Origin of the sequence: Levilactobacillus yiduensis, assembly GCF_024718525.1 — a bacterium.
Lineage (GTDB): Bacteria > Bacillota > Bacilli > Lactobacillales > Lactobacillaceae > Levilactobacillus > Levilactobacillus yiduensis.
Genome location: NZ_JAMXAZ010000005.1, coordinates 125,512 through 149,488 on the forward strand (window position 1 = coordinate 125,512; position 23,977 = coordinate 149,488).

Below are 23,977 nucleotides of genomic sequence, written 5' to 3' on the forward strand. Positions count from 1 at the left end.
CGTTCCAAACCCTCTTCAACCAAACGTATTAGTTGTTTTCGTTATCTTCCATATCTTTCTTCAAGCTGTCCCCAATGAGGTCACCTAAAGAGAAACCGGTGCTTTCTTCTGGGGCGTTAGCCGTTGAAGTTTCCGCACTGTTCCGGTTGTTACGACGACGGTTGTTACCGCCATTGTTCCGGCTCCGGTTGTTGTTGCTGTGGTTTTCAGAAGAATCGTCAGCTGATTGTGGCTTTTCTTCCAAAGCCTTGATGGACAATGCCAAACGGTGATCGTCTGGACGAACATCTAAGACCTTAACCTTGATTTCTTGACCAACCTTCAAAACGTCAGCAGGCGTTGCGATGTGTTGGTGAGAAATTTGAGAAATGTGAACCAAACCTTCAACACCTGGGAAGACTTCAACGAAGGCACCAAAACTAGTCAGGCGCTTAACAGTCCCGTCCAAGACACTGCCTTGAGGGGCCTTTTCTTCGATACCGTCCCAAGGTTCTGGTAAGGTTTGCTTGATGGAAAGGGAAATCCGGTCACGGTCTGGGTCTACAGATAAGACCTTAACCTTAACTTCTTGGCCCACCTTCAAGACATCGCTAGGCTTTTCAACCCGTTCAAAGGCGATTTCTGAAACGTGAACTAACCCATCAACGCCACCAAGGTCAACGAAGGCACCAAAGTTGGTCAAACGCGCAACTTTACCTTCAACGATGTCCCCAGCAGTTAACTTAGACATGATCTCTTCCTTTTGGGCAGCGCGTTGCTTTTCAACAATGGCCCGGTGAGACAAGATCAGACGGTTTTCACTAGGTTCGATTTCGACAATCTTGAATTCCAGGGTTTGACCCTTGAATTGAGATAAGTCTTCAACGAAGTGATCAGAAGCCATGGATGCAGGAACGAATCCACGCACACCAGCGTCAACCACTAAACCACCCTTAACCACTTGGGTAACAGGGGCAGTCAACGTGTGACCTGCTTCAAATTCCTTTTGGATGTCGTCCCAAACCTTACGGGCTTCCAAACGACGTTGTGACAGTAAGTAACTGCCGCCTTCCTTATCGGAACCGATCTTAGAAATTACGACGAGGTCCATAACGTCCCCGACTTTAATTACTTCTTTAATATCGTCAACTGGCTTAGTTGAGAGTTCCTTCTTGGGAACAACCCCTTCAACGCCAGTATCAGCAATCCCAACGATTGCTTGTTGGTCATCATCGATTGCTAAGACTTCACCCTTAACAACGTCACCAACTTTAACGGTGTCGATGCTGTTTAAAGCATCTAACAGATCGTTATTTTCATTGTTTTGACTCGTGCCATTTTCACTCATGCGAATTTTTCCTCCTTGCGACAACTCTATATACTATTTTAGCTGATTATGCTAGTAAAAGCTAGTAAAATGCCTATTTCTCTAGGATTCTTTTTTCTGGATGATTTCTGCGATCTTATCTGCGACCTGTTCGATGCTCATAGACGTGGTATCCAAGCGGATTGCGTCTGCCGCTTGGGTCAATGGTGAGACCTTCCGGGTGGAGTCTTTGCGGTCGCGTTCTTCGATTTCATGCTTAAGCGTCGCGAGTGGCGTATCGATTCCTTTAGCGGCGTTATCCTTCAACCGTCGTTGGGCCCGTTCGTCAACACTAGCCACCAAGAAGATCTTCACTTCAGCCTTAGGCAAGACCGTCGAGCCAATATCGCGACCGTCCATGACGATGCCACCGGCGTCAGCGATTTGCCGTTGCCGTTCCGTTAATTCGGCCCGCACCGCTGGTAAAGCAGAAACGGCAGAAACGGAATTGGTCACATCTGGTTGGCGAATCGCCAAGGTGACCTCGGTGTCGTCAACGAACACCTTTTGTTCTGGTGTCCCTGGCTCAAAGCGAATCGTGATCTGGTCTAACAGGCGCTTCACAGCAGCCTCGTCAGTCAGACCGACCCCTTCTTGTAAGACTTTCCAGGTAATCGCCCGGTACATTGCCCCCGTGTCACAATAAATGTAGTGAAAACGTTGGGCCACGATCTTCGCAACCGTGCTCTTACCGGCCGATGCGGGGCCATCAATGGCTACTTGCAAACCTTGTTTCTCCATGAAAACCAAACTCCTATCAAAAAAATTTTAAACGCTTAGCGAACCCGTAACTTCTGTCCTGGATGTAGCGAGGCACCGGAAGACAGACCGTTCAATGCCAACAACTTATCCACGGAGATACCCGCATTGGTGGCGACACGGTAGACGCCTTGGCCAGATTCGACCGTGGCGTACTTGGAACCGGTCGTTGAACTGCTGGTCGTGCTGCTAGCCTGACTACTGCTGGTACTCGTGGTCGTGCTACTTTGTGCTGCTGCGCTAGTGGTAGCCGAAGAACTGCTAGTCGTTTGTGCTGAACTAGCAGTTGTGGTTGACGTCGTAGATTTCTTAGGTGAACTGGCCACAGTCGAAGAAGACTGCTTTGAGGCAGACTTTTTCTTCTTGTGACTCGAACTTTTGGCCTTACTGGATGAGCTGGAGGAACTAGCCGCCACCTTTTCCGTATTTTGTGGCCGATTGACTGCGCTTTGACGCGCCAAGCCGTAAACCAATGATGCTGCAGCAATCACAATGATAATCGCAACTAAAATGACCGTAACCATCGTATTGCTGTGATTTTGCCGCCGCATTTTCGTTCGTGACAGGTTACCCTGATCGTCGCGATCATCGGCAAACGATTGATCCCACGGGTGGGACTCTTGTTCCTTCGACGTTTGATCGTCACGCTTCTGACTCATCATCTAACCTCCCTGAAAAACTTTCACCCGTAATTGTACCACGAGCACAGTTTTTTAGGTAGTTATAATTACCTAAAATGGTGCCATGCCGGGATTTCTTAGAATATCTTAACAATATCTCTCCATGCTTATCTAAAATTTGTGGGACTTCTGTGGGAGATTTTGTGGGACAAATGGCATTGTTAAAACAACCGTGCCAACCGTGTCTGCCAAGGGACGGTCTCGGGTGTGGGTGCTGGTTGTTGCCGCGTCAGGCCCAGCGCCGTCAAGTCCAACGCCACATTGCCCGGCGCACAGCACCTAGCCGTATGTTCTGGACTGGTCTCGTCGAATGCCTGCAGCCAGGTGGCCCGCAAACAGGTTTCGGTCCGCACGTACGCCAGCATTTGAGCCAACGCGTGATTGCGTTCCTTTTCACGACTGGCAAATAGCCGGATCACGGCGTCTTCGCTGATGCCATGATCCCGGTAAAAAGCCAGCAGTTGGATCTGCGGGTCATCGGCTGCAAAATTCTTCGGGTGGGCATAGTACCGCTGAATCGTGTCCACCTCTGGCCGATTGGACTGACCCAACGCTAACGGCAACTGCTCATCACCCGGCGCATACAGCAAGATGGCCACACTCGGTTGCCCGTCACGGCCCGCGCGACCGATCTCTTGGGCGTAACTTTCCAGGTCGGCCGGCAAATGATAATGAATCACAAAACGCACGTCATCTTTATCGATGCCCATGCCAAAAGCACTGGTCGCACAGATGACGTCCAACTGTCCTGCCATGAACTGCTGCTGGATCTTGAACCGGTCCTCGGCGTCTAAGCCGGCGTGGTAGGCAGCGGCGGTCACCCCGGTCGTGTCACGTAGCCACAGTGCTGTGTCGCTGGCCTGCTGTTTGCTGGAAAAATACACCACGCCCGGTCGCCGTAAATGCGCCACCAGGTCCTGTAACCGTGACTGCTTAGTCGCCTCGTCCGCCACGTTTTCGACATCTAAGTAGATGTTCGGCCGATTGACCGACTCCGTGACGACCTGGGGGTGGCTACGCAACTGCTTGGCAATTTCTGCACGCGTCTGCTGGCCCGCCGTTGCCGTCAACATCAGCGTCAATGGGTGTTGGAGTTTTTCCCGAATGGCGCCCAACAACAAGTATTCCGGACGAAAATCCGGTCCCCATTGCACGATACAGTGGGCCTCGTCGACTACCAGTAAGCTGAGCGTGATTTGTTGTAGGCGTGCGAGCATTTGGGGTTGCGCCAACATTTCTGGCGATAAGAATAGGAACTGCAATTGGTTTAAATGATTCAAAATGCTTAGCCGCTCACCAAACGGCGTCTGTGAGGTAATGGCCGCCGCTCGTTTGAACCCACTCATGCGCATCCGATTGACCTGGTCATTCATCAGCGACAATAGCGGGGAGACAATCAGCACGCACCCCGGATGGCGATAACCGTAGAGTTGATAAATCAACGTTTTTCCGGCCCCAGTTGGCAGGATGGCCAAGGTGTCGTGACCGGCCTCCAAGCTGGTCAGGGCCTGTTCCTGTCCCGAACGAAAGTGGTCAAAACCAAAGACCCGTTTCAAACTGGTCATCAACGGTTCCATCACGCGGTCGCCTCCTTGATCTGCCAGATAGCAAATAGTCGAAAATAAAAGAAATCATATTTAGCCTGTAAGTCCGCCGGCAAATTTGTGTACTGCCAATCGTCCACGGACCCCTGCAGTGCGGCCGCTAAATCCTGACGAACCGCAACGGGCAACACGCGGTCGTAGGGAAAATCCTGCAGTGGCGACATGATGGCTGCTTCCAGTAAATGTTCACGGACCGTGCTTAGCTTGATCTTTCGAATCGTCGCCACACGGGCTAGGTCCCCACCCGATTCAACGGCGGCTAAGGTCGCTTGGGCACTGCGGGAAATCGGCACCTGCCATAATGGTCCCAGCAATGTATGTAGCGGATGATCAGCTTGCCGCGCGTCCAGGGCGATTTGAACCACCCCATCGGTCTGCATCAGCCGGACTTCCCAAGTCGTCCACTGATTGGCCACTGCCAACTGTTCGCTAGTCAATCCCGGCTGGCCAAAGCCCGTAAATTGGTCAGTCACCACACCGGCTGTTTGGTTGGGTAGCTGTTGCAGACTGGCCGTCAACGCCGCGCCCAATTGTGGCGCTAGCGTGGGACTCTTCAGTCGGTGAAACCACTGTCGCACGGCCCGCCGCGTTTCCTGATCCGTTGCCAAGGGGTAATAGCGCGCCGTGCTGTGGGCAAATTGCGAGGTCACCTGGACGGCCAACAGGAGCCGTTGCCGCGCCGCCACCAGGTCCAAATTGACCCATTGTTGTGTTGTCACGGGCCGATAATACGGCTGGTCGGCCAGCTGTTGGTCGCCTTCTCCCGTCAAGCGCAGCGTCGACTGCTCAGTATCAACGGTGACCCAGCCACGGTGTTGCAGCTCTTGAATCGCATCGTCCAGTCCGCCACGCTGCAGGTGCTTATCCAGATTCAGCAACGGCAATAGCCGGTAGCGTTGCCCCCAATACAGGGTCGACACCGTTTTCTTACCCCGCAAGAGATTTTCGATCACCCGAATCCGGCGATTCTGCTGTGCACTTAATAATTGGCCTAAATCCACGGCGTCCACGGTGTTGCCCCCTTTCGTTTTTTGACATTTGAGATTGCAAGTTTGATTAAATTTAACTACTGGCTAGGATAGCAGGCCACCTGCTGTAAAAAATGAGTCATCAATCAGTAACCACCGCTGTAGCCGGAAGTTCGCCAAATATGAGCTCAGCCGTGGGCGTTCCCTTAGTGGCGCGGTTCATGCCGGTTAGGGAACTGGCGACTTTGAGACACGGTCCTCGGCTCAAAGTCGAGGAGACGAGACCGCCTTTCGGCTCGTCCCGCCGCCCACCGCGTTCCAGCTCATATTTGGCGAACAGGAGGCGGCCAGTCCGTGCCGTGTGGCTATGCATAAAATGTCTGCTCCCAGTTTACCATAGAAAAAGGACCGGCATAGTGCCAGCCCCTGATTCACGAAAATTCATGATAATTTAACTTATGACAACGTATGCTTAGCCAACCAAGGCGCCATCCGCCGACTCAGCAGGATGAAAAGAATGCCCAAGATGACACCCTTTAAGAGGTTAAATGGAATAACCCCTAACAAGATGAGCTTGTTGACCGGTAAGCCCAGCGACATGCCCCAGACCTTCAGGTACAATGGCGTAATGACCCACCAATTGGCCAGTGATAGGACCACCGTCAATGTCAGTGTCCCGGCGACCACGGCCCAAACTTGCCGTTTAAAACTAGGCTGGGCCCCCGCCTGCTTACGTTTCAGCACGTAGCTGATCGGTAAAATGTAAGCAATGTCTGCGATGAACGCCGTCAAGACGCCGATGAAGTTCACGATATCCATACCGGTCGACACAAAGTACAGCAATTCCTTAACAGCCGCAATCATTACCGCACCGGCTGGACCAAACAGGCTCATGCCCAGTAAGACTACCAGATCACTGAGATCCAGCTTCATGTACGGCACGATGGGAATGATGGGGACCGACACGAACATTAAGACGTAGGCACACCCTGCAAACAGCGCCATTTCTACCATTGATCGAACCTTTAACCCGCTGTGACTATTCTCCATGATACTTGTTCCTCCTTGCGGTCATCTCGTGATAAAACCACAGAAAAAGGCCTTACCACAGAAGGGCAAGACCTTGGGATTTACGTAAAAAATGTTTGCGCAAAAAGCAACGTCTCATCTTCTGCATACCAGACTATACTGTCGGTTTCGGAGTTTCACCGAATCCACCGCTCGCGCGGGTCGCGGACTTTACCGCCGGTCGGGAATTCCACCCTGCCCTGAAGATGAACCAAATTTTTTATTACAATCATAATATACTAAGAAATGCACAGGCTGTCAACCGCTTACTTTAGGCCAATCCGGTCAATCTGCGCAATTCTTTTACTTCTTCAGGCTTCAATGGTCGGTAATCACCGGCGTTTAAGCCCTTTAACGTTAAGAAACCATACTGTTCCCGCTTTAATTTCTCTACAGGAAGATTCATGGCAGCTAACATCTTTTTAACTTGATGATTCTTGCCCTCATGAATTGTTAACGACACGATCGCCGTTTTCTTCTTCGGGTCTGAACTGATAATTTTCCCCTTAGCTGGCGCATAAGTCTCGCCATCGACCGTGATGCCTTGGCGCAAGGTCTTCATTGCATCGTTGGTGGGTGTTCCCGTGACCTTGGCAATATAAGTCTTCTCGACTTCGTACTTGGGGTGCGTCAACCGGTTGGCCAGTTCCCCGTCGTTCGTCAACAACAGTAACCCTGACGTGTCATAATCCAGCCGTCCCACAGGATAGATCCGTTGGCTCACATTTTCAATGAGATCGACCACCGTCTTACGACCCTTGTCATCGTTTGCTGTGGAGACCACACTCCGCGGCTTGTACAACATGATGTACACGGGGGCTTCGCTGGTGACCGGGACCCCGTCGACGACAATTTTATCGTGGACGCCGACCTTGGTGCCAAGTTCCGTGACCACGGTGCCGTTGACGCGCACCCGGCCACTCATGATTAATTTTTCCGACTGGCGCCGTGAAGCGACCCCGTCGTGGGCTAAGACTTTTTGTAAACGTTCCATAATTAGCTTTCATCTCCTGATTGGTTGAGCTGTTGGTTAAAGGCCTGTAAGAATAAATCGCCGCCTTCGTCGGTCGTTGCATCGCTAGGTGTCGCTGCGGCGGGCAACGGTGGTAAATCGGCCAGCTGCTGCAACCCAAAGTAGTCGAGAAAATAATCGCTGGTTCGATACAACTTCGGCCGCCCAGGTTCATCCAGCCGCCCCGCGTCTTCGATCAAGCGGCGCAAGACCAATTTCTGCACGGTCGAGGCGCTCTGGACGCCGCGAATCTCGTCGACTTCGATCCGTGTGATGGGCTGGCGATACGCAATAATGGCCAGCACCTCTAGTGACGCCGGCGACAGGCTCGTACTTAACGGATTTTCAAAGTAGTGCTTGATCACCGGTGCCACACCCGCCTTGGTCACTAAACGATAGGTAGTGTCATTGACCATTAATTCCAACGCCGAGTCTGTGTCAGCCGCGTATTTTTGCGCCAACTTTTCCAGACTCGCCAAAATGGCCGGCCGCATCAATCCCGTGGCCGCAGCCAGGTCAGCGACGGTAATCCCCTCATCACCGCTGACGAACAGGAGACTTTCAATCTGTGCTAGAGGTGACATCGGGGGTATAACTTCCTTCCATTTTTAGAAAATTCACTTGCAACGGTGCCAACCGCCCCGCCTGTTGCAGACGGACCTGCCGTTGACGGGCCAGTTCGAGGACGGCCAAAAATGTGGTCACGATTTCTTCCATGACCGGCTGTTTGGCGAGCAGGCCGTCGAAATCGATTGGCCCCGCCGCTTGTTGCAGGCGCTGGAGCACCGTTTGCATTTGGTTCTTGATGGTAAAGTGCTCCTGGTGAATGCTCTGTGTGACCGGCTTGGCCACCATTGCCCGGTGGACCAGCCGCTGTAAGGCACTCTGCAAGTCTGCTGGCCGAATCCCAGGCGCGACGGTCAACGCCACCGTATCTGGCACGGCCATCGCCGGTCGGGTGAAATGCTGTTGACGGTCGGCGGCGCGTTGCTTCAATTCCTGAGCCGCTTGCTTATAGCGCTGGTATTCCAGCAACTGATTGACCAATTCTTCGCGGGGATCGCCGGGATCGTCTTCATCAACGGGATCGACCGTCTGTGGCTTGGGCAACAACAGCTTGGCCTTAATGGCCATCAAGTTCGCCGCCATCACAAAGTATTCCCCCGCAATGTCCAACCGCAGCGTCTGCATCTGGTGCAGGTAGGTCAGGTATTGGCTGGTAATCGTAGAGATGCGGATATCATAAATATCCATTTCATTGGTTTTAATTAAATGTAACAGTAGATCCAGCGGGCCTTCAAAGTCACTGACCTGAATCAGTGGCTGCCCGTTCTGCGTGGCTTTGTCCATGGTGATACTCCCATTTTGCAATAATCTTGGCGGTCGTTAAAGTCCCCATCAACCGCTTGGTCGGCACCGCCGTCGCCAATTGGTCCAACATTTGCCACGTGTTGCGGGTCAGTTGTTTATCCGGCATTAAGGTGATCAACCGCACGATCAAAAAATCGCCCTGCGTTTCGGTCCCCAAGACACCGGCAAAGTCGTCGTGTTCATCCTTCCACAGGTACAGGGTCCGGTCCGGCCCGTCTTGATACCAGGCCAGCTCACGTTGCAACCGGTCCCAGTCCTTGAAAGTCGGTAACAAACTGAGCAGGCCCATCGCAATTTTTTGATAATCACTACGATATTTGAGTAACATTGGTCCGCCTCCGTTCAATTCTGCTATACTACCACATTACGCGCGCGGATGGTACTGGTCATAGACGTTTCGCAACCGCTTCTTGGAAATGTGGGTGTAGATCTGCGTGGTCGTGATATCCGCGTGGCCCAGCAGTTCTTGCACCACCCGCAGGTCCGCCCCGTTTTCCAAAATGTGGGTGGCAAACGAATGCCGCAACGTGTGGGGCGTCACGTCTTTTTGAATATCCGCAAGTGCTACGTAATGCTTGATTTTTTGCCAAATGGCTTGGCGGGAAAGGCCGCCACCGTGGGCATTTAAAAATAAATAAGGACTGGTGCGTTGTTTTAACAACACCGGTCGGCTCTGCCGCAAATACCGGTCGATCCAGTCCGCCGCCACGTCACCGATGGGAATAATGCGCTCCTTGTCACCCTTACCCAACGTTTGGATCAGCCCCATCTCCAGGTGCAGGTCCGCTAGCTTCAAGTGCACCAATTCACTGACCCGCAAGCCCGTTGCATACATGACCTCTAAGATGGCCCGGTCGCGAATCCCGTACTTATTACTAGTATCGGGCGTCGCTAACAAGCGGTCGACCTCGGCCACCGTTAAGACCGCCGGCAAATGCTGTGCGTGCTTGGGGGCGGCCACATTAGCCATGGGATTTTCCGTCAGCTGATGGGTCTGAATCAGGTAGCGATAAAATTTTCGCAAGGCCGAGACCGCATGGATCACGGAATTTCGTGATTTTCCCGCTGCCGTTTGTTGGCTCAGATAAGCCATGATCTGCAGGCGGTCCACCTTTTTAAAATCTGTGACCTGTTGGGGGACCAGGTACTGCGCAAAGTTGTGCAATTCTTGGCGATAACTCGCAACCGAGTTTGCGGCCAGCCCCTGTTCCACTGTCAGGTAATGGGCAAAGTCCGCCGTTTGGTTATCCAGTTCGGTCATGACTTTCCCTCCTCACTACCGCCTGCCTTTGCGCGAAATCCAGGTTGGAACGCTGGGGAAGGCCGGTCCGAGCTAAAGTACGGTCTCGAACCTTGCTTTGAGCCGTAACTTACGTCTCAAAGACACCAATTTAGTAGCGACAAGCACGACTAAATTTCCCGGCTGAACCTGGATTTCGCTTCACTCTCGGCTATGACAGTGGCTATCAGAAACGACTGTCATAACCCTAACTGACGCATTTACGCTATTCCGCCGATTCGTCAGTCGTTTCCGTCGTGGCCTCACTGGTATTCAACCAGAGCGCGCCGTCGTGTTGCGTGATTTGCCGGTCCTTTAACAAGTGGCCGATAGCGCGCTTGAATTGGCCCTTGCTGATACCAAAGTAAGCCTTGATTGCCGCTGGGTCTGACTTGTCGCTGAAGTCCAATTTACCATCCGCCGAATGTTGTAGCGCAGCCAGTAACATGGCAGCATCATCGTCAATGGCTTCGTAGGTCCGTGGCCGTAGTGACAAATTCAACGTACCATCCTCATGCACGCCGATGACCCGCGCCTTCAGCTCTTCGCCCAAGCGTGGTTCGCGTTCCCGTTCGGATGGGTGGATGAAGCCTAATTCAAAGCGATCCGTGATGACCCGCGTCCCAACCAGCTTGAGTTGGTAAGCCGTGGCGACCACGTTGGCATTTTGCATGTGTTTCTTCGCGGGTTGGGCAATGGCTTGATAAATTTCACCATCGGCCAACACGCCCCACAACCGGTGCTTGGCGTCCTCACGCAGGGCAATCATCAACCGGTCGCCTTGTTGTGGCCACAGCTCCATGATGTCTGGAAGGTCATCCAATGACACCACAATATCCTTGTTCGGTAGACCAATATTGACAAACACACCCAGTGTCCGTTGACTCCGAACGACCGTCCCCATGCCGTAGTGGTCAACCTGAACTGTCGGTGCATTCCGCGTAATCTGCAGGTCATGGCCTTCATTTTCGTAAGCAAAGCCTTTGAAATTGGCACCCAGCTTCAGTGGCTTCTTGATTTCTGCTTTGTCGAGTCGAAAGGTGGTGCCGTCGACCTGGACAAAGTAATCCTGTTCGTTTTCATCAGTGACTTTTCCCGTGATGATGCGGCCTAATAGTTCTTCCATAATCTCCTCAATTCTACTGGGGTGACCCAGTCTGTCCGTTCAAAAGTGTCTACCCCTTATTTTACACGGAAACGGCAAAACTAGCGACCTTTTCCTGGAAATATTGTGAAACTCCTGTCTGCCATACGAATTAAGACCATTCGCCTGCCGCTTATATTAAATGTTAACCAGTTGCCTACGGCTGCCAGGGGTTCCACCTGCTATGGGGGACGCCTCCAGCCTGAGAAACGGGCTTCCGGTTCGCTTGGCAGCCTGGCACAACCCGCCAGTCTCCCAAGTCGCCCCACGCTGTAGGCAGAGACAAAACCTCTGCCAACACCGTCGACACAGCTGGTTCCACCCCTGGCCTCCTCCGGCAAGGTGAGTTGGTCCCAACAAGGTTAGTAATTTTCTGGCTACGAGCAATCGTTGCCAGGCATCGGTTCAGTTGTGTTTACCATTGTGGCTGATCAACGCTACCGTAGCCGAGAGTGAAGCGAAAATGGGCTCAGCCGTGGGAGTTTGCTTAGCGGCGGTCTGTGTCGCTTAGGAAACTGGCGTCTTTGAGACGCGGGTCATCGGCTCAAAGCGAGGTCGAGACCGCCCCTTGGCTCGACCGGTCCGCCCACAGCGTTCCAGCCCATTTTCGCGCAACGGCAGGCGAACAGCATACCACACCAACACTTTTTGGCCCAACAAAAAACGGACCCCCGACAGAGGGTCCGTTTTCATAACAGGTTTATCTCTTATTAAAGCGCGTTGGAAGCACCGTGGTAAACGATCCCGCGACGTGAGTCAACAGTGATCAATTCGCCATCGGAGATCTTGTCGCTGGCACCGGTAGCACCAACGATAACAGGAATCCCCATGGAAATCCCAACAACAGCAGCATGAGAAGTCAACCCACCGTTTTCAACGATAACGGCGCTAGACTTTTCGATAGCTGGCAGGTAGTCCTTGTCGGTGTTCTTAGCAATTAAGATACCACCTTCAACGACTTTAGCGTTGGCTTCGGCAGCGGTGTTGGCAATGATTGCCTTACCGATAACCGTGTCATCGCCGACACCTTGGCCTTGAACTAACTTGGAACCGATCAATTGAATCTTCATCAAGTTGGTCGTCCCGCGTTCGCCGACTGGTACACCAGCGGTGATCAAGATCAAGTCGCCTTCCTTAGCTAAGCCCGTTTCAACGGCCTTGGCTGCAGCCAGGTCAAACATTTCATCAGTGTTTGAAGGCTTTTCGGTAACGATTGGGTAAACGCCCCAGTTGACCATCAACCCACGACGGGTCCGATCGTCAAAGGTAACAGCTAAGATATCAGCATCTGGCCGGTACTTAGAAATCATCTTGGCAGTGTAGCCACTTTCAGTAGCAGCAACAATCGTCTTCACACCCAATTGGTTCGCAACCCGGGCAACAGAAGCACCGATAGATTCCGTAACGTCACCGTTGTCGAAGTCTAGGTTGTCACGACCAAAGTCCTTCAAAGCATTTTCAGCCTTGATGTCGATCCGGTTCATGGTAGCAACGGCTTCAACAGGGTATTCACCGTTAGCACTTTCACCAGAAAGCATGGTAGCGTCAGTCCCGTCGAATACGGCGTTGGCAACGTCAGATGCTTCGGCACGCGTAGGACGTGGGTTTTCTTGCATGGAGTCCAACATTTGGGTAGCGGTGATAACTGGCTTGCCTAAAGCGTTGCACTTCTTGATCAAAGCCTTTTGTACCAAAGGCACGTTTTCCGTTGGAATTTCGACACCCATGTCACCACGAGCGACCATTAACCCATCGGAAACCTTGATGATGTCATCAAAGTTGTTGATCCCTTCTTGGGATTCGATCTTAGGGAAGATTTGAACGTGTTCCATGTGCTTTTCTTCAAGGAGTTCACGGATGTCCATGACATCTTGTGGCTTCCGAACGAATGAAGCAGCGATGAAGTTGATTTCGTGGTCCAAACCAAAACGAATATCATCGGAATCCTTTTCAGTGATCCCAGGTAAGTTGATGGAAACGCCAGGAGCGTTAACACCCTTACGAGAACCCAGAACACCATCGTTTTGAACAGTGACAACTAATTCTTTGGTTGCTTCGTCCTTCTTATCAACGACAGTATCTAATAAACCATCATCGAATAAGACGTGGCCGCCTTCGTGAACGTCATCGTATAAGCCAGGGTAAGTCACAGCGATCTTATCCTTGGTTCCTTCGAGTGAAGCGTCCATGGAAATCCGGAATACGTCGCCAGTCTTGAAGTTCAGCTTACCGCCTTGTTCAACAGTGGTCCGGATTTCGGCACCCTTCGTATCCAACATGATACCAACCGTCTTACCGGTAATCTTTTCAGCCTTGTGAACGTTCTCCAAGCGGCCGAGGTGTTCCTCATGGTCACCATGTGAGAAGTTGAACCGGAAGATGTTGGCGCCAGATTCGATCAACTTAACAATCGTATCAACGTCAGTACTTGCAGGACCAAGGGTACTTACGATCTTGGTTTTCTTCATTAGAAAAATCTCTCCTTTAGAATTGGCACGAAACAAATTGGGTTGCTTGGTCAAAATAGACCACACAAAAAGTTCCGGCACAAATTTGATTCCAAAATTATTCTATCACTTTTGAAAATTAATGTCGCCTTTGTTTACCGATTTTTCGTAGATTGTTTAGATTTTATCAAAGTAAGCGCTTTCCCACCCCGCCGGGCATCAGAGAAGATTAAAACCCACTAATTTCATAATTAGCAGGTTTTATGTTAGATAAGTTAACGTTTATATTAACACGAATCGCCGTTTCCCGACCATATCGTAAAAATTTCTTAAGTTCGGCGGATCATGGGTCACAAATGGGTATTACCCTTCTACAGGAATCGTGAAACCCAGACTGGCAATATCGGCGTCAAACGTCTTGACCGTGTCGATGGAGACTTGTAAGGCTGGCGTGCCAAATTTGCTCAGCTTGGCCAAAATCTTGGGTGGCACGGTGATGATGTCACAGCCGGTCTGTTCGGCTTGGACCACGTTGAACACTTCTCGGGTGCTGGCCCACAACAGTTCCACGTTATCCTTGGTGTGGCACAATTCGGCAGCCTGACGCATCAGTGGCAGTGGATCCACGCCGGTATCGGCTACCCGCCCAGCGAAGACAGACACGATGCCACCCACGGCTGGGTTCAGCGCATCCACGGCTAATTTGACCTGCGTCAGCGTCGTGATAGCAGTCACGTTGACCTGCACACCCGCATCGGATAACTCACGAATGACCGCGGCGTTATCATCCCCGCTAGCCCGAATCACCGGCACCTTGACCGCCACGTGCTTCCCGAGGCTCGCCAAGACCTTGGCTTCGGCTAGCATCCGCTCCGGCGTATTGCCGAAAACCTCAAAACTGATGGATTGGTCTGGGAAGGTGGCCACCGCCTCTTTCGCAAACGCCAGGTAATCCGTGATCCCGGCCGCCTTCATCAGGCTCGGGTTGGTCGTGAAGCCGCTGACTAGGCCTTGGGCCGCCACAGCCTTCATCGCATTGAGTTCCGCACCATCTGCATAAATCTTCACGTTCAAAGTCATCTAAAAAACCTCCAGATTCTGATTTGTTAAGCATTGGTATAATCATACTAAAGCCTACACAAATAGTCCAGAGGTATTTTTATTGAAATTGGTCTATCCGTTTTGTAAGACGACATTGCCGCTGCCCATCAGTGCTTCTAATGGCGCTTGCAAGCTAGCATCCCCGCGCAGCCATTGCGTCTGGGGCAAGACGCGCTTGGTATCCGTCTGCGGTTGATAGACGATGACAGGCACCGTGCCGTGGTGTTGCGTCAGAAATTGGGCAAGTTGGGTCGCCACGGGCCGCTCATCGTGATTCACATCGACACGGATGAACCACCGTGCGCCCTGCGGCAGACTAGGCGTCGCTGATTTGACCGGGATGTTTTTCGCTAAGGTGACCTGGTCGGCGACGATCTGCAAGCCGCGTTGCTGTTCGACCTTCCCGCGCACGACGATGACTTGGTCGGTCTTCAACCAGGTGCTGGCCTGGCGGAATTGGTTGGGAAAGATGGTGACACTCACGTCGGCGGTCTCGTCACTCCCGGTCACAAAGGCCATCGGTTCACCACGCTTGGTCCGAATTGTGCGGATCTTAGTGACGTACAGGATGACACTGACCCGCGCATTGACCGTCAAGTCACTCACGGTCGTGGCGTGTAATTGACTGGCGAGGGCGTGGTATTGCGCCACTGGGTGCCCGGACAAGTAGGCCCCAAGTACGGCTTCCTCTTGGGTTAATTTAGTCATCAAGTCCAGGTCGGGCTTAGCCGTGATCTTTGGCGCCAGCGCCGCAAACAGCTCCACATTGTCCCCGGACAGCTCCACACTACTGATAAATTCCGGCAGTGCGGCAATCAGTTCCGCGCGGTTATGGCCGAAGTGGTCAAACGCCCCGGCATACACCAGCGCATTGAGCAGGTCGGCCTTACGATACTTGGGGTCGATCCGTTGGAGAAATTGATGCAAGTCCTGATACGGCCCGTGGTCGTGGCGGTCGGCCAAGACTTCCCGTAAGAAATCACGCCGCACGCCCTTGATACTGCTCAGGCCAAAGATGACCGCATCCCCCTGCAGGTTGAAGTAAGCCGTCGACTGATTGATGTCCGGCGGCAAGACACTGACGCCATGACGCTTGGCTTCCGTCAAGTAGGCCTTGGTCTTGACCGGGACATTGACGACCGAATTCATCAAGGCCGCGTAGAAGGGTGCCGGGTAATGGGCCTTCAAATAGGCCAGTTGAAACGCCAATTTGCTATAGGCCACCGCATGGGAACGGTTGAACCCGTAGTTGGCGAAACGGTCCATGTAGGCAAAGACCTGCTCGGCGGTCGTCGCGGGATACCCCAACTGTTGGGCCCCGGCCACGAACTTCTTTTGCATGGCATCCATGGTTTGCTTTTTCTTCTTACTCATGGCGCGCCGCAACAAGTCGGCCTCACCTAGCGTAAAGCCCCCCATGACGGACGCCACCTGCATGACTTGTTCTTGATAGACCAAAACCCCATAGGTTGGCCCCAGGATAGGCTTTAGCGCTTCAGCCGCATAGGTGACCGGCTCCTTGCCCTCCTTCCGCCGAATGAAGGTGTCGATGTTTTCCATCGGGCCCGGCCGATACAGTGCGTTGACCGCAGCGACTAGTTCAAAGCTATCCGGTTGTAACTGGCGCAAGACCCGTTTGATCCCGGCCGATTCGAACTGAAAGACGCCGTTGGTCTCCCCCTGGGCAAATAACCGTAGCGTCGCCGGGTCATTTAAGTCAATCTGATTCAAGTCGAGTGCCTGGCCGGTCTGCTTTTTCATCAGCGTTAAGGCATTGGCGAGGATGCTCAAGTTACGCAGCCCCAAGAAGTCCATCTTCAACAGCCCCACGGCTTCAACGGTATCCTTAGGGTACTGCGTCATCAGCAGGTCTTCGCTCCCTGGCTGCAGGGGCACCAGATCCGTCAACGGCCCCTGGCTCAACACGATACCGGCCGCATGGGTCGAGTAATGCCGTGGCAAGCCCTCGAGCTTTTGCGCCGTTTCAAATAACAAGCGGTTCTTCTCGCTGTCCGCCACCAGGTTCCGTAACCGTTGCGACTGTTCATAGGCGCTCTTCAAGGTGATGTGTAACTGAGACGGAATGGCCGCGCTCCACTCACTGAGGGCGTACGGCGGCATCCCCAAGACCCGCCCAACGTCGCGTAAGGCCGCCTTGGTGGCCAGTGTCCCAAAGGTAATGATCTGGGCCACCCGCGTATGGCCGTACTTGTCATGGACGTACTGCAAGACCTGTTCCCGCCGGTTATCCGGAATATCCAGGTCGATATCGGGCATCTGCGCGCGTTCCTCGTTCAAGAACCGTTCGAATAACAGGTTATAGGCCAAGGGGTCGACCTCGGTGATGGCCAGCACATAAGCGACCAGTGAACCCGCCGCGGATCCCCGGCCCGGTCCTGTTTGAATCTTCGCTCGGTGCGCAAAGTTCATGACATCCCAGACGATCAGAAAGTAGTCGTCAAACCCCATTCGGTGAATGACGCCTAATTCGCGTTCTAAGCGTTCCTGGTAGGGCTGTGGCTCACTGATGCCATTTTGGGTTAGTCGTCGTTGTAGGCCAGCTTGGCAGAGCTCACGCAGGTAATCTTTCGAGGGCTGCTGGTTAGGCGTGGGAAATTGCGGCAATTGTGGTTGTTGGAATTTCAAGGTCACGCTGGTCTGGTCCGCTAGCGTGGCGGTCGCCTGCACGGCTGCGGTCAAGTCTGCCGCCGCAAACCGTTGGGCTTCTTCGGCCGCCGGGCGTAACCAGTGCGTGCCCAGCGTTTGTTGTTCCGCAGTGGGATCAGACAACGTGGCCCCCGCGGCGATTGCCCGTAAGACGGTCACGGCAAAATGGTCATCGCGGTCCAGGTACTCGACCGGCGCCAAAGCGACTAACGGCACCTGCGTGGCTTGACTCAAATTGCGTAGCGCATCCCTGGTGGCGACCGGTGTTTCCGGACTGATGCCTAGAGACATCCCCGCTGGGTTGAGTGCCAAGACTTGACGGGTCACGCGCTCGGCTGCGGTAACGTCACCGCTAGTTAGGAGCTGATGGAGCTCGCTATCCAAGGGGGCAATCACCTGTAAATGACTGAGGTTGTCCGCCTGCTGCGTTAGATCCACCGGTGTTCCGGCGACCTGGTAAGCCGTCGACAGCTGCATCAACTGTTGGTAACCGGTAAAGTCCTGGGCGATCAGGACCCACTCGTGGGCTTGGGGCGCATCACTCACCCCCTGCGTCGTCAGTGTGAGTCCCAGTAGCGGTTTGATGCCCGCGCGTTGACAGGCATTGTAGAAGGCGACCACGCCGTACATGACATTTTTATCCGTCAGTGCCAGCGCGGTATAGCCCCGGTCCTTGGCCGTTTGGACCAGTTGTTCGATACGGTTGGTGCTCTGTAATAGGCTATAGGTACTTAAGACTTGTAAGGGTACAAACATCCCGGAGTCTCCCTTCTCTTCGAATTCGTTACCGTTATTATACCAGAAAAAATGCCCTTTTCACGACCAGCGAACAAATGTTCTGCCGTCGTAAAAGGGGCACTTCTTGATAAAGTCAATTTGGCTAACCGGCCAGGCGCTGTTGCCGCCATGGCGCGCTTACTTGCCGATGGTCTCGGTCTGTAAGGCGTGCGTAAACGTCAACCCGTCGTCGGCCACGTCGATGGTGATCAGGCTGTTGACCGGAATCTGGCCACCGATCAATTGCCGCGCCAGGGGTGTTTCCACGTGCGTCGTGATGAAGCGTTGCAGTGGCCGCGCCCCGTAAGCCGGCAGGTACCCCTTTTGGGCGATCCAGGACTGGGCCGCCGGGGTGATGGTTAGGTCTAACTGCTGCTCGTGTAGCCGCGTAGCCAGATGGGCGATCAGCTTGACCACGATCTGCTGCACGTCGGCTAGGGACAGTGGCGTGAACATGATGGTCTCGTCGATCCGGTTCAAAAATTCCGGCCGGAAATGACTCTGCAGGAGCTGGGCCACTTGCTTTTGCGCATCGGGATTGATGTGCCCTTGGTCGTCCGTTCCCTGCAATAAGATATCGGATCCCAGGTTAGACGTCATGATCAAGATGGTGTTCTTGAAGTCCACGGTCCGACCCTGACTATCCGTTAGGCGCCCGTCGTCTAAGACCTGCAACAACAGGTTGAAGACGTCCGGGTGGGCCTTTTCCACCTCATCGAATAAGACGATGGTATACGGGTTACGCCGAACGGCCTCGGTCAATTGGCCGCCTTCTTCATAGCCAACGTACCCCGGTGCGGCCCCGACCAGTCGCGACACGGATTCCTTTTCCATGTACTCAGACATGTCGATACGCACCATGTGGTCCTCGCTATCGAAGAGATTCTCGGCCAGCGCCTTGGCTAACTCGGTCTTGCCGACCCCGGTCGGTCCCAAAAACAGGAAGGAGCCCAACGGTTTGGTCGGGTCTTGAAGCCCGGCGCGGGAACGCAAGACGGCATCGGCCACGGCTGACACGGCTTGGTCTTGGCCCACGACGCGGTCATGTAACCGATCAGCTAACTTCAAGAGCTTCTCGCGTTCACCCTGGACCAGCTTGGTCACGGGGATGCCGGTCATGCGGCTGACGACCGTTGCGATTTCATTTTCCGTGACGGATTCGGAGACCAACCAGTTTTGGTTTTGTTCTTGTTTCTCCAGCTCCGCCAATTCCTTTTCCAGACGTGGAATGGTCCCGTGTTGGAGTTCGGCGGCCTTATTCAAGTCGTAGGCGGATTCGGCGTTGGCCAGGTCGCGTTTGGCCCGGTCCAGTTCCGTCTTCTTATCGCCGACGTGCTTGATGGCCGTCTTCTCTTGGTTCCAACGGGCACTGAGCTTGTCGACCTTTTCCTTGGTATCGACTAGTTCCTTGGTCAACTCGGTCAGGCGCTTTTGGGAGGCCTCATCGGTTTCTTGTTTCAACGCGGTCTGTTCGACCTGCATGCGCATCAATTGCCGCCGAGATTGGTCCAGTTCCGTGGGGGCCGAGTTCATTTCCACCCGAATGGACGCGGAAGCCTCATCGACCAGGTCAATGGCCTTGTCGGGTAAGAAGCGGTCCGTCAAATACCGGTCAGACAACTTAGCGGCCGCAATCAGGGCGTTGTCGTGGATCTTGACCCCGTGGTGGATCTCAAAGCGTTCCCGCAAGCCCCGCAAGATGGTCACGGTGTCATCCACGCTGGGTTCATTGACCAACACCCGTTGGAACCGTCGAGCCAGAGCCTTGTCTTGTTCCAAATACTGCCGGTATTCATCTAGCGTCGTGGCCCCGATCAAATGCAGTTCGCCTCGTGCCAGCATCGGTTTCAAGAGGTTCCCGGCGTCCATGCTGCCTTCGGCCTTACCGGCGCCCACGATGTTGTGGATCTCATCGATGAACATGATGATCTGGCCCTCACTCTTGGTCACTTCTTTAAGAACGGCCTTCAACCGTTCCTCAAATTCACCCCGGTACTTGGCCCCGGCAATCAGGGCACCCATGTCCAGGGAAAAAATCGTCTTATCCTTCAGATTGTCCGGGACATCCCCACGCACGATGCGTTGGGCCAGGCCTTCGACGATCGCCGTCTTACCGACCCCGGCTTCCCCGATCAAGACGGGGTTGTTCTTGGTCTTGCGTGACAGGATCCGAATCACAGATAAGATCTCGTCATCACGGCCAATGATCGGGTCGATCTTGCCGCTGCGCATGGCCTTGACCAAGTCGATACCGTACTTCTCTAAGGCCTTGTACTGGTCTTCTTGATTCTTTGAGGTGACCCGTTCACCGCTGCGCATCTTATCGACGGCATTTTTGACCATCTGTTCCGTGAGACCCTGTTGCTTCAGGTAGTCGGTCAGCGTCTCACCGTGTAGCTGCATCAGCGCAATGACCACCGTGTCGACGGCCATGAAGTCGTCGTGGTAGCTGTCCTTGATGACATCGGCGCGCTGCAGCAGGTCCGTCAGATTGCGGGAAAATTCTTGGCCGTACTGCACCCCACTCCCGGTCACCGTACTGATGGCATCGAGTTCGCGGTCCAACTCACTGTCCAAGGCCGTGATGTCCACGCCGGCAGCCGCCAAGATCTCTCTGCCGAGTTCTCCCGGTTGAATCATAAATTTAAAGAGATGGGCCACCGTGACCGCCTGGTGCTTACGGGTCATGGCGATGTGTTGGGCCTCCGTCAAGGCGTCGGTCAACGCCTGCGTCATTTTTTCTGGGTTCATCCAAACTCCTCCTCGTTTTGGTTAAGTGTTTTGATTGCGTTCAGGTGACCGCTAGCGCTAACGCCGAACGAAACGTTCCGTCCGGGATAACCAGCGGTCGAAAAAAGAGGCAACCCTTAGGTTAACCTCCATTTTTCACTCATATTCTAACTGATTTTAACGCAAAAGCAAAATAATTTGACCTAATTTGACCAATTAATTTATGCCTGCTGTTCCGCCAATTGGGCGATCTTGATAATCACGTCCGTGGCCTTTTCCATGGTCTGTTCGGAGACGTATTCGAAGCGACCGTGCATGTTTTCACCACCGGCAAACAGGTTCGGTGTTGGCAGGCCCATAAAGGAGATCTTGGAGCCGTCAGTCCCCCCACGAACAGGGAAGATCAGTGGCTTGATATCCAGGTCTTCTAAGGCTTGTTTAGCCAGGTCAACGACGGTCATGTCCTTTTCGATGACTTCACGCATGTTGTAGTACTGATCCTTGATGGTCACGTCGACCCGCTGCGAACCATATTGCTTGTTCAATTGGTCAGCGACGCCTTGGAACAGCTTCTTGCGGTCTTCAAAGATCTGCCGGTCGTGGTCGCGGATGATGTAGCTCAAGTGAGCAGAATCGACCGTGCCGTTCATGCTGTACAGGTGGAAGAAGCCTTCGCGCCCTTCCGTGTTTTCTGGCCGATCATGTTCTGGCAAAGCCGCGTGGAAGTCCATGGCAACTTGCGAAGCGTTGACCATGACGCCCTTGGCCTCGGCCGGGTGCACGTTGGTCCCAGTGATTTCGACCTGAGCGTCGGCGGCGTTAAAGGTTTCGTATTCCAATTGACCCAGTGGCCCACCATCGACGGTGTAGGCAATGTCGGCCCCAAAGTCCTTGACGTCGAAGTGATCCGCGCCGGTCCCAATTTCTTCATCAGGGCCTAAGCCGATTTCAATTTCGCCGTGCTTGATCTCTGGGTGCGCCAATAAGTATTCGGCGGCGGCCATGATTTCAGCGACCCCGGACTTGTCGTCGGCCCCTAACAGGGTACTGCCGTCCGTGGTGATCAGCGTGTCGCCCTTGTAATTCTTCAAATTAGGGAAGACGGCTGGGTCCAACGTGTACTTACCCGCGTCGTCCAACTTGATAACGGACTGGCCATCGTAGTTTTCAACAAACTGGGGGTTGATGTTTTCACTGTTGAAATCAGCCGTGTCAAAGTGGGAAATGAACCCGAGTTTTTTGACGGCCTTGTCCGTGTTGGCGGGTAAGGTCGCGTAAACGTAGCTGGATTGCGCGTTGATGTGGACGTTGTCCAAACCAATGGCTTTCAGGTCTGCCACCAAGCCCTCGGCGAATTTGGTCAACCGTTCGTTAGACGGAACAGTCGTTGCATTCGGGGTCGAGCGGGTGTTGATCTTCACGTATTTCAGAAACCGGGGAATCAAATTTTCATACTTTGCCAAAATAAATCACTCCTCAATTAAGATAACTTACAAACTCAGTGTACGCGTTTTCGCGATTAAAGAAAAGTAAACGGGTCAGTATTTAACGTCGACGCCTGGACCGTGATCGGCCAATCATTTTCCTGCGCCCACTGCTGGAAAAGTTGGGTCAGATGCGGCTTACAGATGCTTTCGATGTGATGACCAGGGTCGATGACGCTGAGCCCCGCCGCAATCATATCGTGGCCGGGATGGTACGAAATGTCGCCGGTCACGTACACGTCGGCGTGCTGGGCAATGGCCGCCTGGTAAAAGGGTCCCCCGGAACCACCCAACACGGCCACCCGGGTAACGGGTGCATCCGGTGTATGACTGATCAGCCGCAAGCCGCCAACGTGAAAGATCGTCTTACACCGCAGCGCAAAGGCCTGGACCGTGGTCGGCTTCTTCAAGTCACCCACCCGGCCCATCATGATGGCTGGGGTGGCCGTGGCCCCGTTACTGGGTACCAGACCCGTGGTGTGTTGCAGTCCCAGTGCAGCGGCCAACCAATCATTCATGCCATTGGGCGCACTGTCCAGGTTGGTGTGGGCCCCATACACCGTGATGTGGTGCTGCAGCAGCGTCGCGTACATCTGATTCTGCGGCACGGCCAGGTCTAGGTTCTTGGCCGGGTGAAACATCATGGGGTGGTGGGCAAAGATAAAGTCGGCGCCCACGTCAATGGCCTCGGCCACCACTTCGGGTCGAACATCTAAAGTGACCAGCACCTTGTGGACGGGGGCATCCAGACTCCCCAGCTGTAAGCCGACTGGGTCTCCCGGTTCCGCCCACCCCCGTGGGGCAAACTGTTCAAAACGTTCTACCAATTCACGCACTAACACGTTGTAAGACCTCCTTGATCTCCGTGATCTTTTCTGTCAATTCAGCGACCTTACCGGCGGGCACCTCATGGGCGGACTGGACCTGGTGTAAGACCACTTGCGCACGGTCCAATTCACGTTGCCATTTGGCAATAAAGGTCGCGTTGTGTTCCGCCAACAAATACGGGCCAAAGCGCAATTCTTCTGTGGTGTACTGTTGCGGGGTGGCGTTGCGGTCGGCGACCAAAATCTCATAGTCGTGGCCGTCTTCACTGACGATTTGCTCCGTCACCAGCTGAAAACCGTGCGTCATCAAAAATTGCCGCACGTTGGCCTCGCCCACGTTGGGCTGCAAGATGAGGCGCTGAACGCCCGCTAGCCGGTCAAAGTCTTGCGTCAAGATTTGGGTGATCAACGTTCCACCCATGCCGGCAATGGCAACGGTGTCGATCTGATCAGTCGGTTCGATGGCTTGAAGTCCGTTGGCCAAGCGCGCCGTGATCTGGTCGCTGAGGCCCTCCTGGTTGATTTCGTGTTGGGCATTCTTAAAGGGTCCAGGGACCACTTCGCCGGCAACCCCGCCCGTAATGATGCCACGTTTGGCAAGGTTCACGGGTAAATAGGCGTGGTCGGTCCCAATATCGGCCAACCGTGCCCCCTGTGGCACGTAACTGGCGACGGTGGCCAGTCGTTGTGAGAGATGGTCTGCATCCATGCTAA

19 protein-coding genes and 1 riboswitch are annotated in these 23,977 nt (G+C 53.6%); all 19 genes read right to left on the reverse strand.

The window, feature by feature from the left end:
• Positions 1-28 precede the first annotated feature (28 nt).
• Complete coding sequence (gene rpsA / locus NGM66_RS04650; RefSeq protein WP_208909588.1) at positions 29-1,327, reverse strand: 30S ribosomal protein S1; 1,299 nt, start codon at positions 1,325-1,327, stop codon at positions 29-31.
• Between the two features lie 81 nt (positions 1,328-1,408).
• Complete coding sequence (gene cmk / locus NGM66_RS04655; RefSeq protein WP_208909587.1) at positions 1,409-2,086, reverse strand: (d)CMP kinase; 678 nt, start codon at positions 2,084-2,086, stop codon at positions 1,409-1,411.
• A gap of 35 nt (positions 2,087-2,121) precedes the next feature.
• The gene (locus NGM66_RS04660) at positions 2,122-2,763 is read right to left on the reverse strand and encodes a LysM peptidoglycan-binding domain-containing protein (RefSeq protein WP_208911030.1); all 642 of its coding nucleotides are present in this window, start codon (positions 2,761-2,763) and stop codon (positions 2,122-2,124) included.
• Between the two features lie 182 nt (positions 2,764-2,945).
• The gene (locus NGM66_RS04665; RefSeq protein ID WP_208911029.1) at positions 2,946-4,361 is read right to left on the reverse strand and encodes a RecQ family ATP-dependent DNA helicase; all 1,416 of its coding nucleotides are present in this window, start codon (positions 4,359-4,361) and stop codon (positions 2,946-2,948) included.
• Positions 4,361-5,398 (reverse strand): helix-turn-helix domain-containing protein, encoded by a 1,038-nt coding sequence (locus NGM66_RS04670; protein ID WP_208909586.1) that lies wholly within the window; start codon positions 5,396-5,398, stop codon positions 4,361-4,363. Before NGM66_RS04670 ends, NGM66_RS04665 begins: the two co-directional genes overlap by 1 nt.
• A gap of 414 nt (positions 5,399-5,812) precedes the next feature.
• Positions 5,813-6,406, reverse strand: a complete 594-nt coding sequence (locus tag NGM66_RS04675) for an ECF transporter S component (protein WP_208909585.1) — start codon at positions 6,404-6,406, stop codon at positions 5,813-5,815.
• Between the two features lie 112 nt (positions 6,407-6,518).
• Positions 6,519-6,636, reverse strand: a riboswitch (FMN riboswitch).
• Positions 6,637-6,695: 59 nt separating this feature from the next.
• The gene (locus NGM66_RS04680; RefSeq protein ID WP_208909584.1) at positions 6,696-7,418 is read right to left on the reverse strand and encodes a pseudouridine synthase; all 723 of its coding nucleotides are present in this window, start codon (positions 7,416-7,418) and stop codon (positions 6,696-6,698) included.
• A gap of 2 nt (positions 7,419-7,420) precedes the next feature.
• Positions 7,421-8,020: an SMC-Scp complex subunit ScpB gene (gene scpB, locus NGM66_RS04685; protein WP_208909583.1), complete on the reverse strand. Its 600-nt coding sequence runs from the start codon at positions 8,018-8,020 to the stop codon at positions 7,421-7,423.
• Positions 7,998-8,786: a segregation and condensation protein A gene (locus tag NGM66_RS04690; RefSeq protein WP_208909582.1), complete on the reverse strand. Its 789-nt coding sequence runs from the start codon at positions 8,784-8,786 to the stop codon at positions 7,998-8,000. Before NGM66_RS04690 ends, scpB begins: the two co-directional genes overlap by 23 nt.
• Positions 8,740-9,135 (reverse strand): N-acetyltransferase, encoded by a 396-nt coding sequence (locus tag NGM66_RS04695; RefSeq protein WP_208909581.1) that lies wholly within the window; start codon positions 9,133-9,135, stop codon positions 8,740-8,742. The genes NGM66_RS04690 and NGM66_RS04695 overlap by 47 nt, the downstream gene beginning before the upstream one ends.
• A gap of 36 nt (positions 9,136-9,171) precedes the next feature.
• Complete coding sequence (gene xerD / locus NGM66_RS04700) at positions 9,172-10,068, reverse strand: site-specific tyrosine recombinase XerD (protein ID WP_208909580.1); 897 nt, start codon at positions 10,066-10,068, stop codon at positions 9,172-9,174.
• Positions 10,069-10,312: 244 nt separating this feature from the next.
• Positions 10,313-11,212 carry a CvfB family protein gene (locus NGM66_RS04705; RefSeq protein WP_208909579.1) on the reverse strand — a complete coding sequence of 300 codons (900 nt, stop codon included), beginning with the start codon at positions 11,210-11,212 and terminating at the stop codon, positions 10,313-10,315.
• A gap of 728 nt (positions 11,213-11,940) precedes the next feature.
• On the reverse strand, positions 11,941-13,698 hold the full coding sequence (pyk, locus tag NGM66_RS04710; RefSeq protein WP_208909578.1) for a pyruvate kinase: 1,758 nt from the start codon (positions 13,696-13,698) through the stop codon (positions 11,941-11,943).
• Between the two features lie 342 nt (positions 13,699-14,040).
• Positions 14,041-14,757, reverse strand: coding sequence for a transaldolase (locus tag NGM66_RS04715; protein ID WP_208909577.1), 717 nt, complete (start codon positions 14,755-14,757; stop codon positions 14,041-14,043).
• A gap of 93 nt (positions 14,758-14,850) precedes the next feature.
• On the reverse strand, positions 14,851-18,201 hold the full coding sequence (gene dnaE, locus NGM66_RS04720; protein ID WP_208909576.1) for a DNA polymerase III subunit alpha: 3,351 nt from the start codon (positions 18,199-18,201) through the stop codon (positions 14,851-14,853).
• 159 nt (positions 18,202-18,360) lie between these two features.
• The gene (gene clpB / locus NGM66_RS04725; RefSeq protein ID WP_208909575.1) at positions 18,361-20,973 is read right to left on the reverse strand and encodes an ATP-dependent chaperone ClpB; all 2,613 of its coding nucleotides are present in this window, start codon (positions 20,971-20,973) and stop codon (positions 18,361-18,363) included.
• A gap of 200 nt (positions 20,974-21,173) precedes the next feature.
• Positions 21,174-22,415: a peptidase T gene (gene pepT, locus NGM66_RS04730; RefSeq protein ID WP_208909574.1), complete on the reverse strand. Its 1,242-nt coding sequence runs from the start codon at positions 22,413-22,415 to the stop codon at positions 21,174-21,176.
• A 56-nt stretch (positions 22,416-22,471) separates the two neighbouring features.
• On the reverse strand, positions 22,472-23,278 hold the full coding sequence (locus NGM66_RS04735) for a Nif3-like dinuclear metal center hexameric protein (protein ID WP_208909573.1): 807 nt from the start codon (positions 23,276-23,278) through the stop codon (positions 22,472-22,474).
• Positions 23,265-23,972 (reverse strand): tRNA (adenine(22)-N(1))-methyltransferase, encoded by a 708-nt coding sequence (locus tag NGM66_RS04740; RefSeq protein WP_208909572.1) that lies wholly within the window; start codon positions 23,970-23,972, stop codon positions 23,265-23,267. The genes NGM66_RS04735 and NGM66_RS04740 overlap by 14 nt, the downstream gene beginning before the upstream one ends.
• Positions 23,973-23,977: the final 5 nt, after the last annotated feature.

Bases quoted from the DNA above. Each gene is read 5' to 3' on its own strand.
- rpsA (WP_208909588.1), bottom strand. From the start codon at position 1,327: ATGAGTGAAAATGGCACGAGTCAAAACAATGAAAATAACGATCTGTTA.
- cmk (WP_208909587.1), bottom strand. From the start codon at position 2,086: ATGGAGAAACAAGGTTTGCAAGTAGCCATTGATGGCCCCGCATCGGCC.
- NGM66_RS04660 (WP_208911030.1), bottom strand. From the start codon at position 2,763: ATGAGTCAGAAGCGTGACGATCAAACGTCGAAGGAACAAGAGTCCCAC.
- NGM66_RS04665 (WP_208911029.1), bottom strand. From the start codon at position 4,361: ATGGAACCGTTGATGACCAGTTTGAAACGGGTCTTTGGTTTTGACCAC.
- NGM66_RS04675 (WP_208909585.1), bottom strand. From the start codon at position 6,406: ATGGAGAATAGTCACAGCGGGTTAAAGGTTCGATCAATGGTAGAAATG.
- NGM66_RS04680 (WP_208909584.1), bottom strand. From the start codon at position 7,418: ATGGAACGTTTACAAAAAGTCTTAGCCCACGACGGGGTCGCTTCACGG.
- scpB (WP_208909583.1), bottom strand. From the start codon at position 8,020: ATGTCACCTCTAGCACAGATTGAAAGTCTCCTGTTCGTCAGCGGTGAT.
- NGM66_RS04690 (WP_208909582.1), bottom strand. From the start codon at position 8,786: ATGGACAAAGCCACGCAGAACGGGCAGCCACTGATTCAGGTCAGTGAC.
- NGM66_RS04695 (WP_208909581.1), bottom strand. From the start codon at position 9,135: ATGTTACTCAAATATCGTAGTGATTATCAAAAAATTGCGATGGGCCTG.
- xerD (WP_208909580.1), bottom strand. From the start codon at position 10,068: ATGACCGAACTGGATAACCAAACGGCGGACTTTGCCCATTACCTGACA.
- NGM66_RS04705 (WP_208909579.1), bottom strand. From the start codon at position 11,212: ATGGAAGAACTATTAGGCCGCATCATCACGGGAAAAGTCACTGATGAA.
- pyk (WP_208909578.1), bottom strand. From the start codon at position 13,698: ATGAAGAAAACCAAGATCGTAAGTACCCTTGGTCCTGCAAGTACTGAC.
- NGM66_RS04715 (WP_208909577.1), bottom strand. From the start codon at position 14,757: ATGACTTTGAACGTGAAGATTTATGCAGATGGTGCGGAACTCAATGCG.
- dnaE (WP_208909576.1), bottom strand. From the start codon at position 18,201: ATGTTTGTACCCTTACAAGTCTTAAGTACCTATAGCCTATTACAGAGC.
- clpB (WP_208909575.1), bottom strand. From the start codon at position 20,973: ATGAACCCAGAAAAAATGACGCAGGCGTTGACCGACGCCTTGACGGAG.
- NGM66_RS04740 (WP_208909572.1), bottom strand. From the start codon at position 23,972: ATGGATGCAGACCATCTCTCACAACGACTGGCCACCGTCGCCAGTTAC.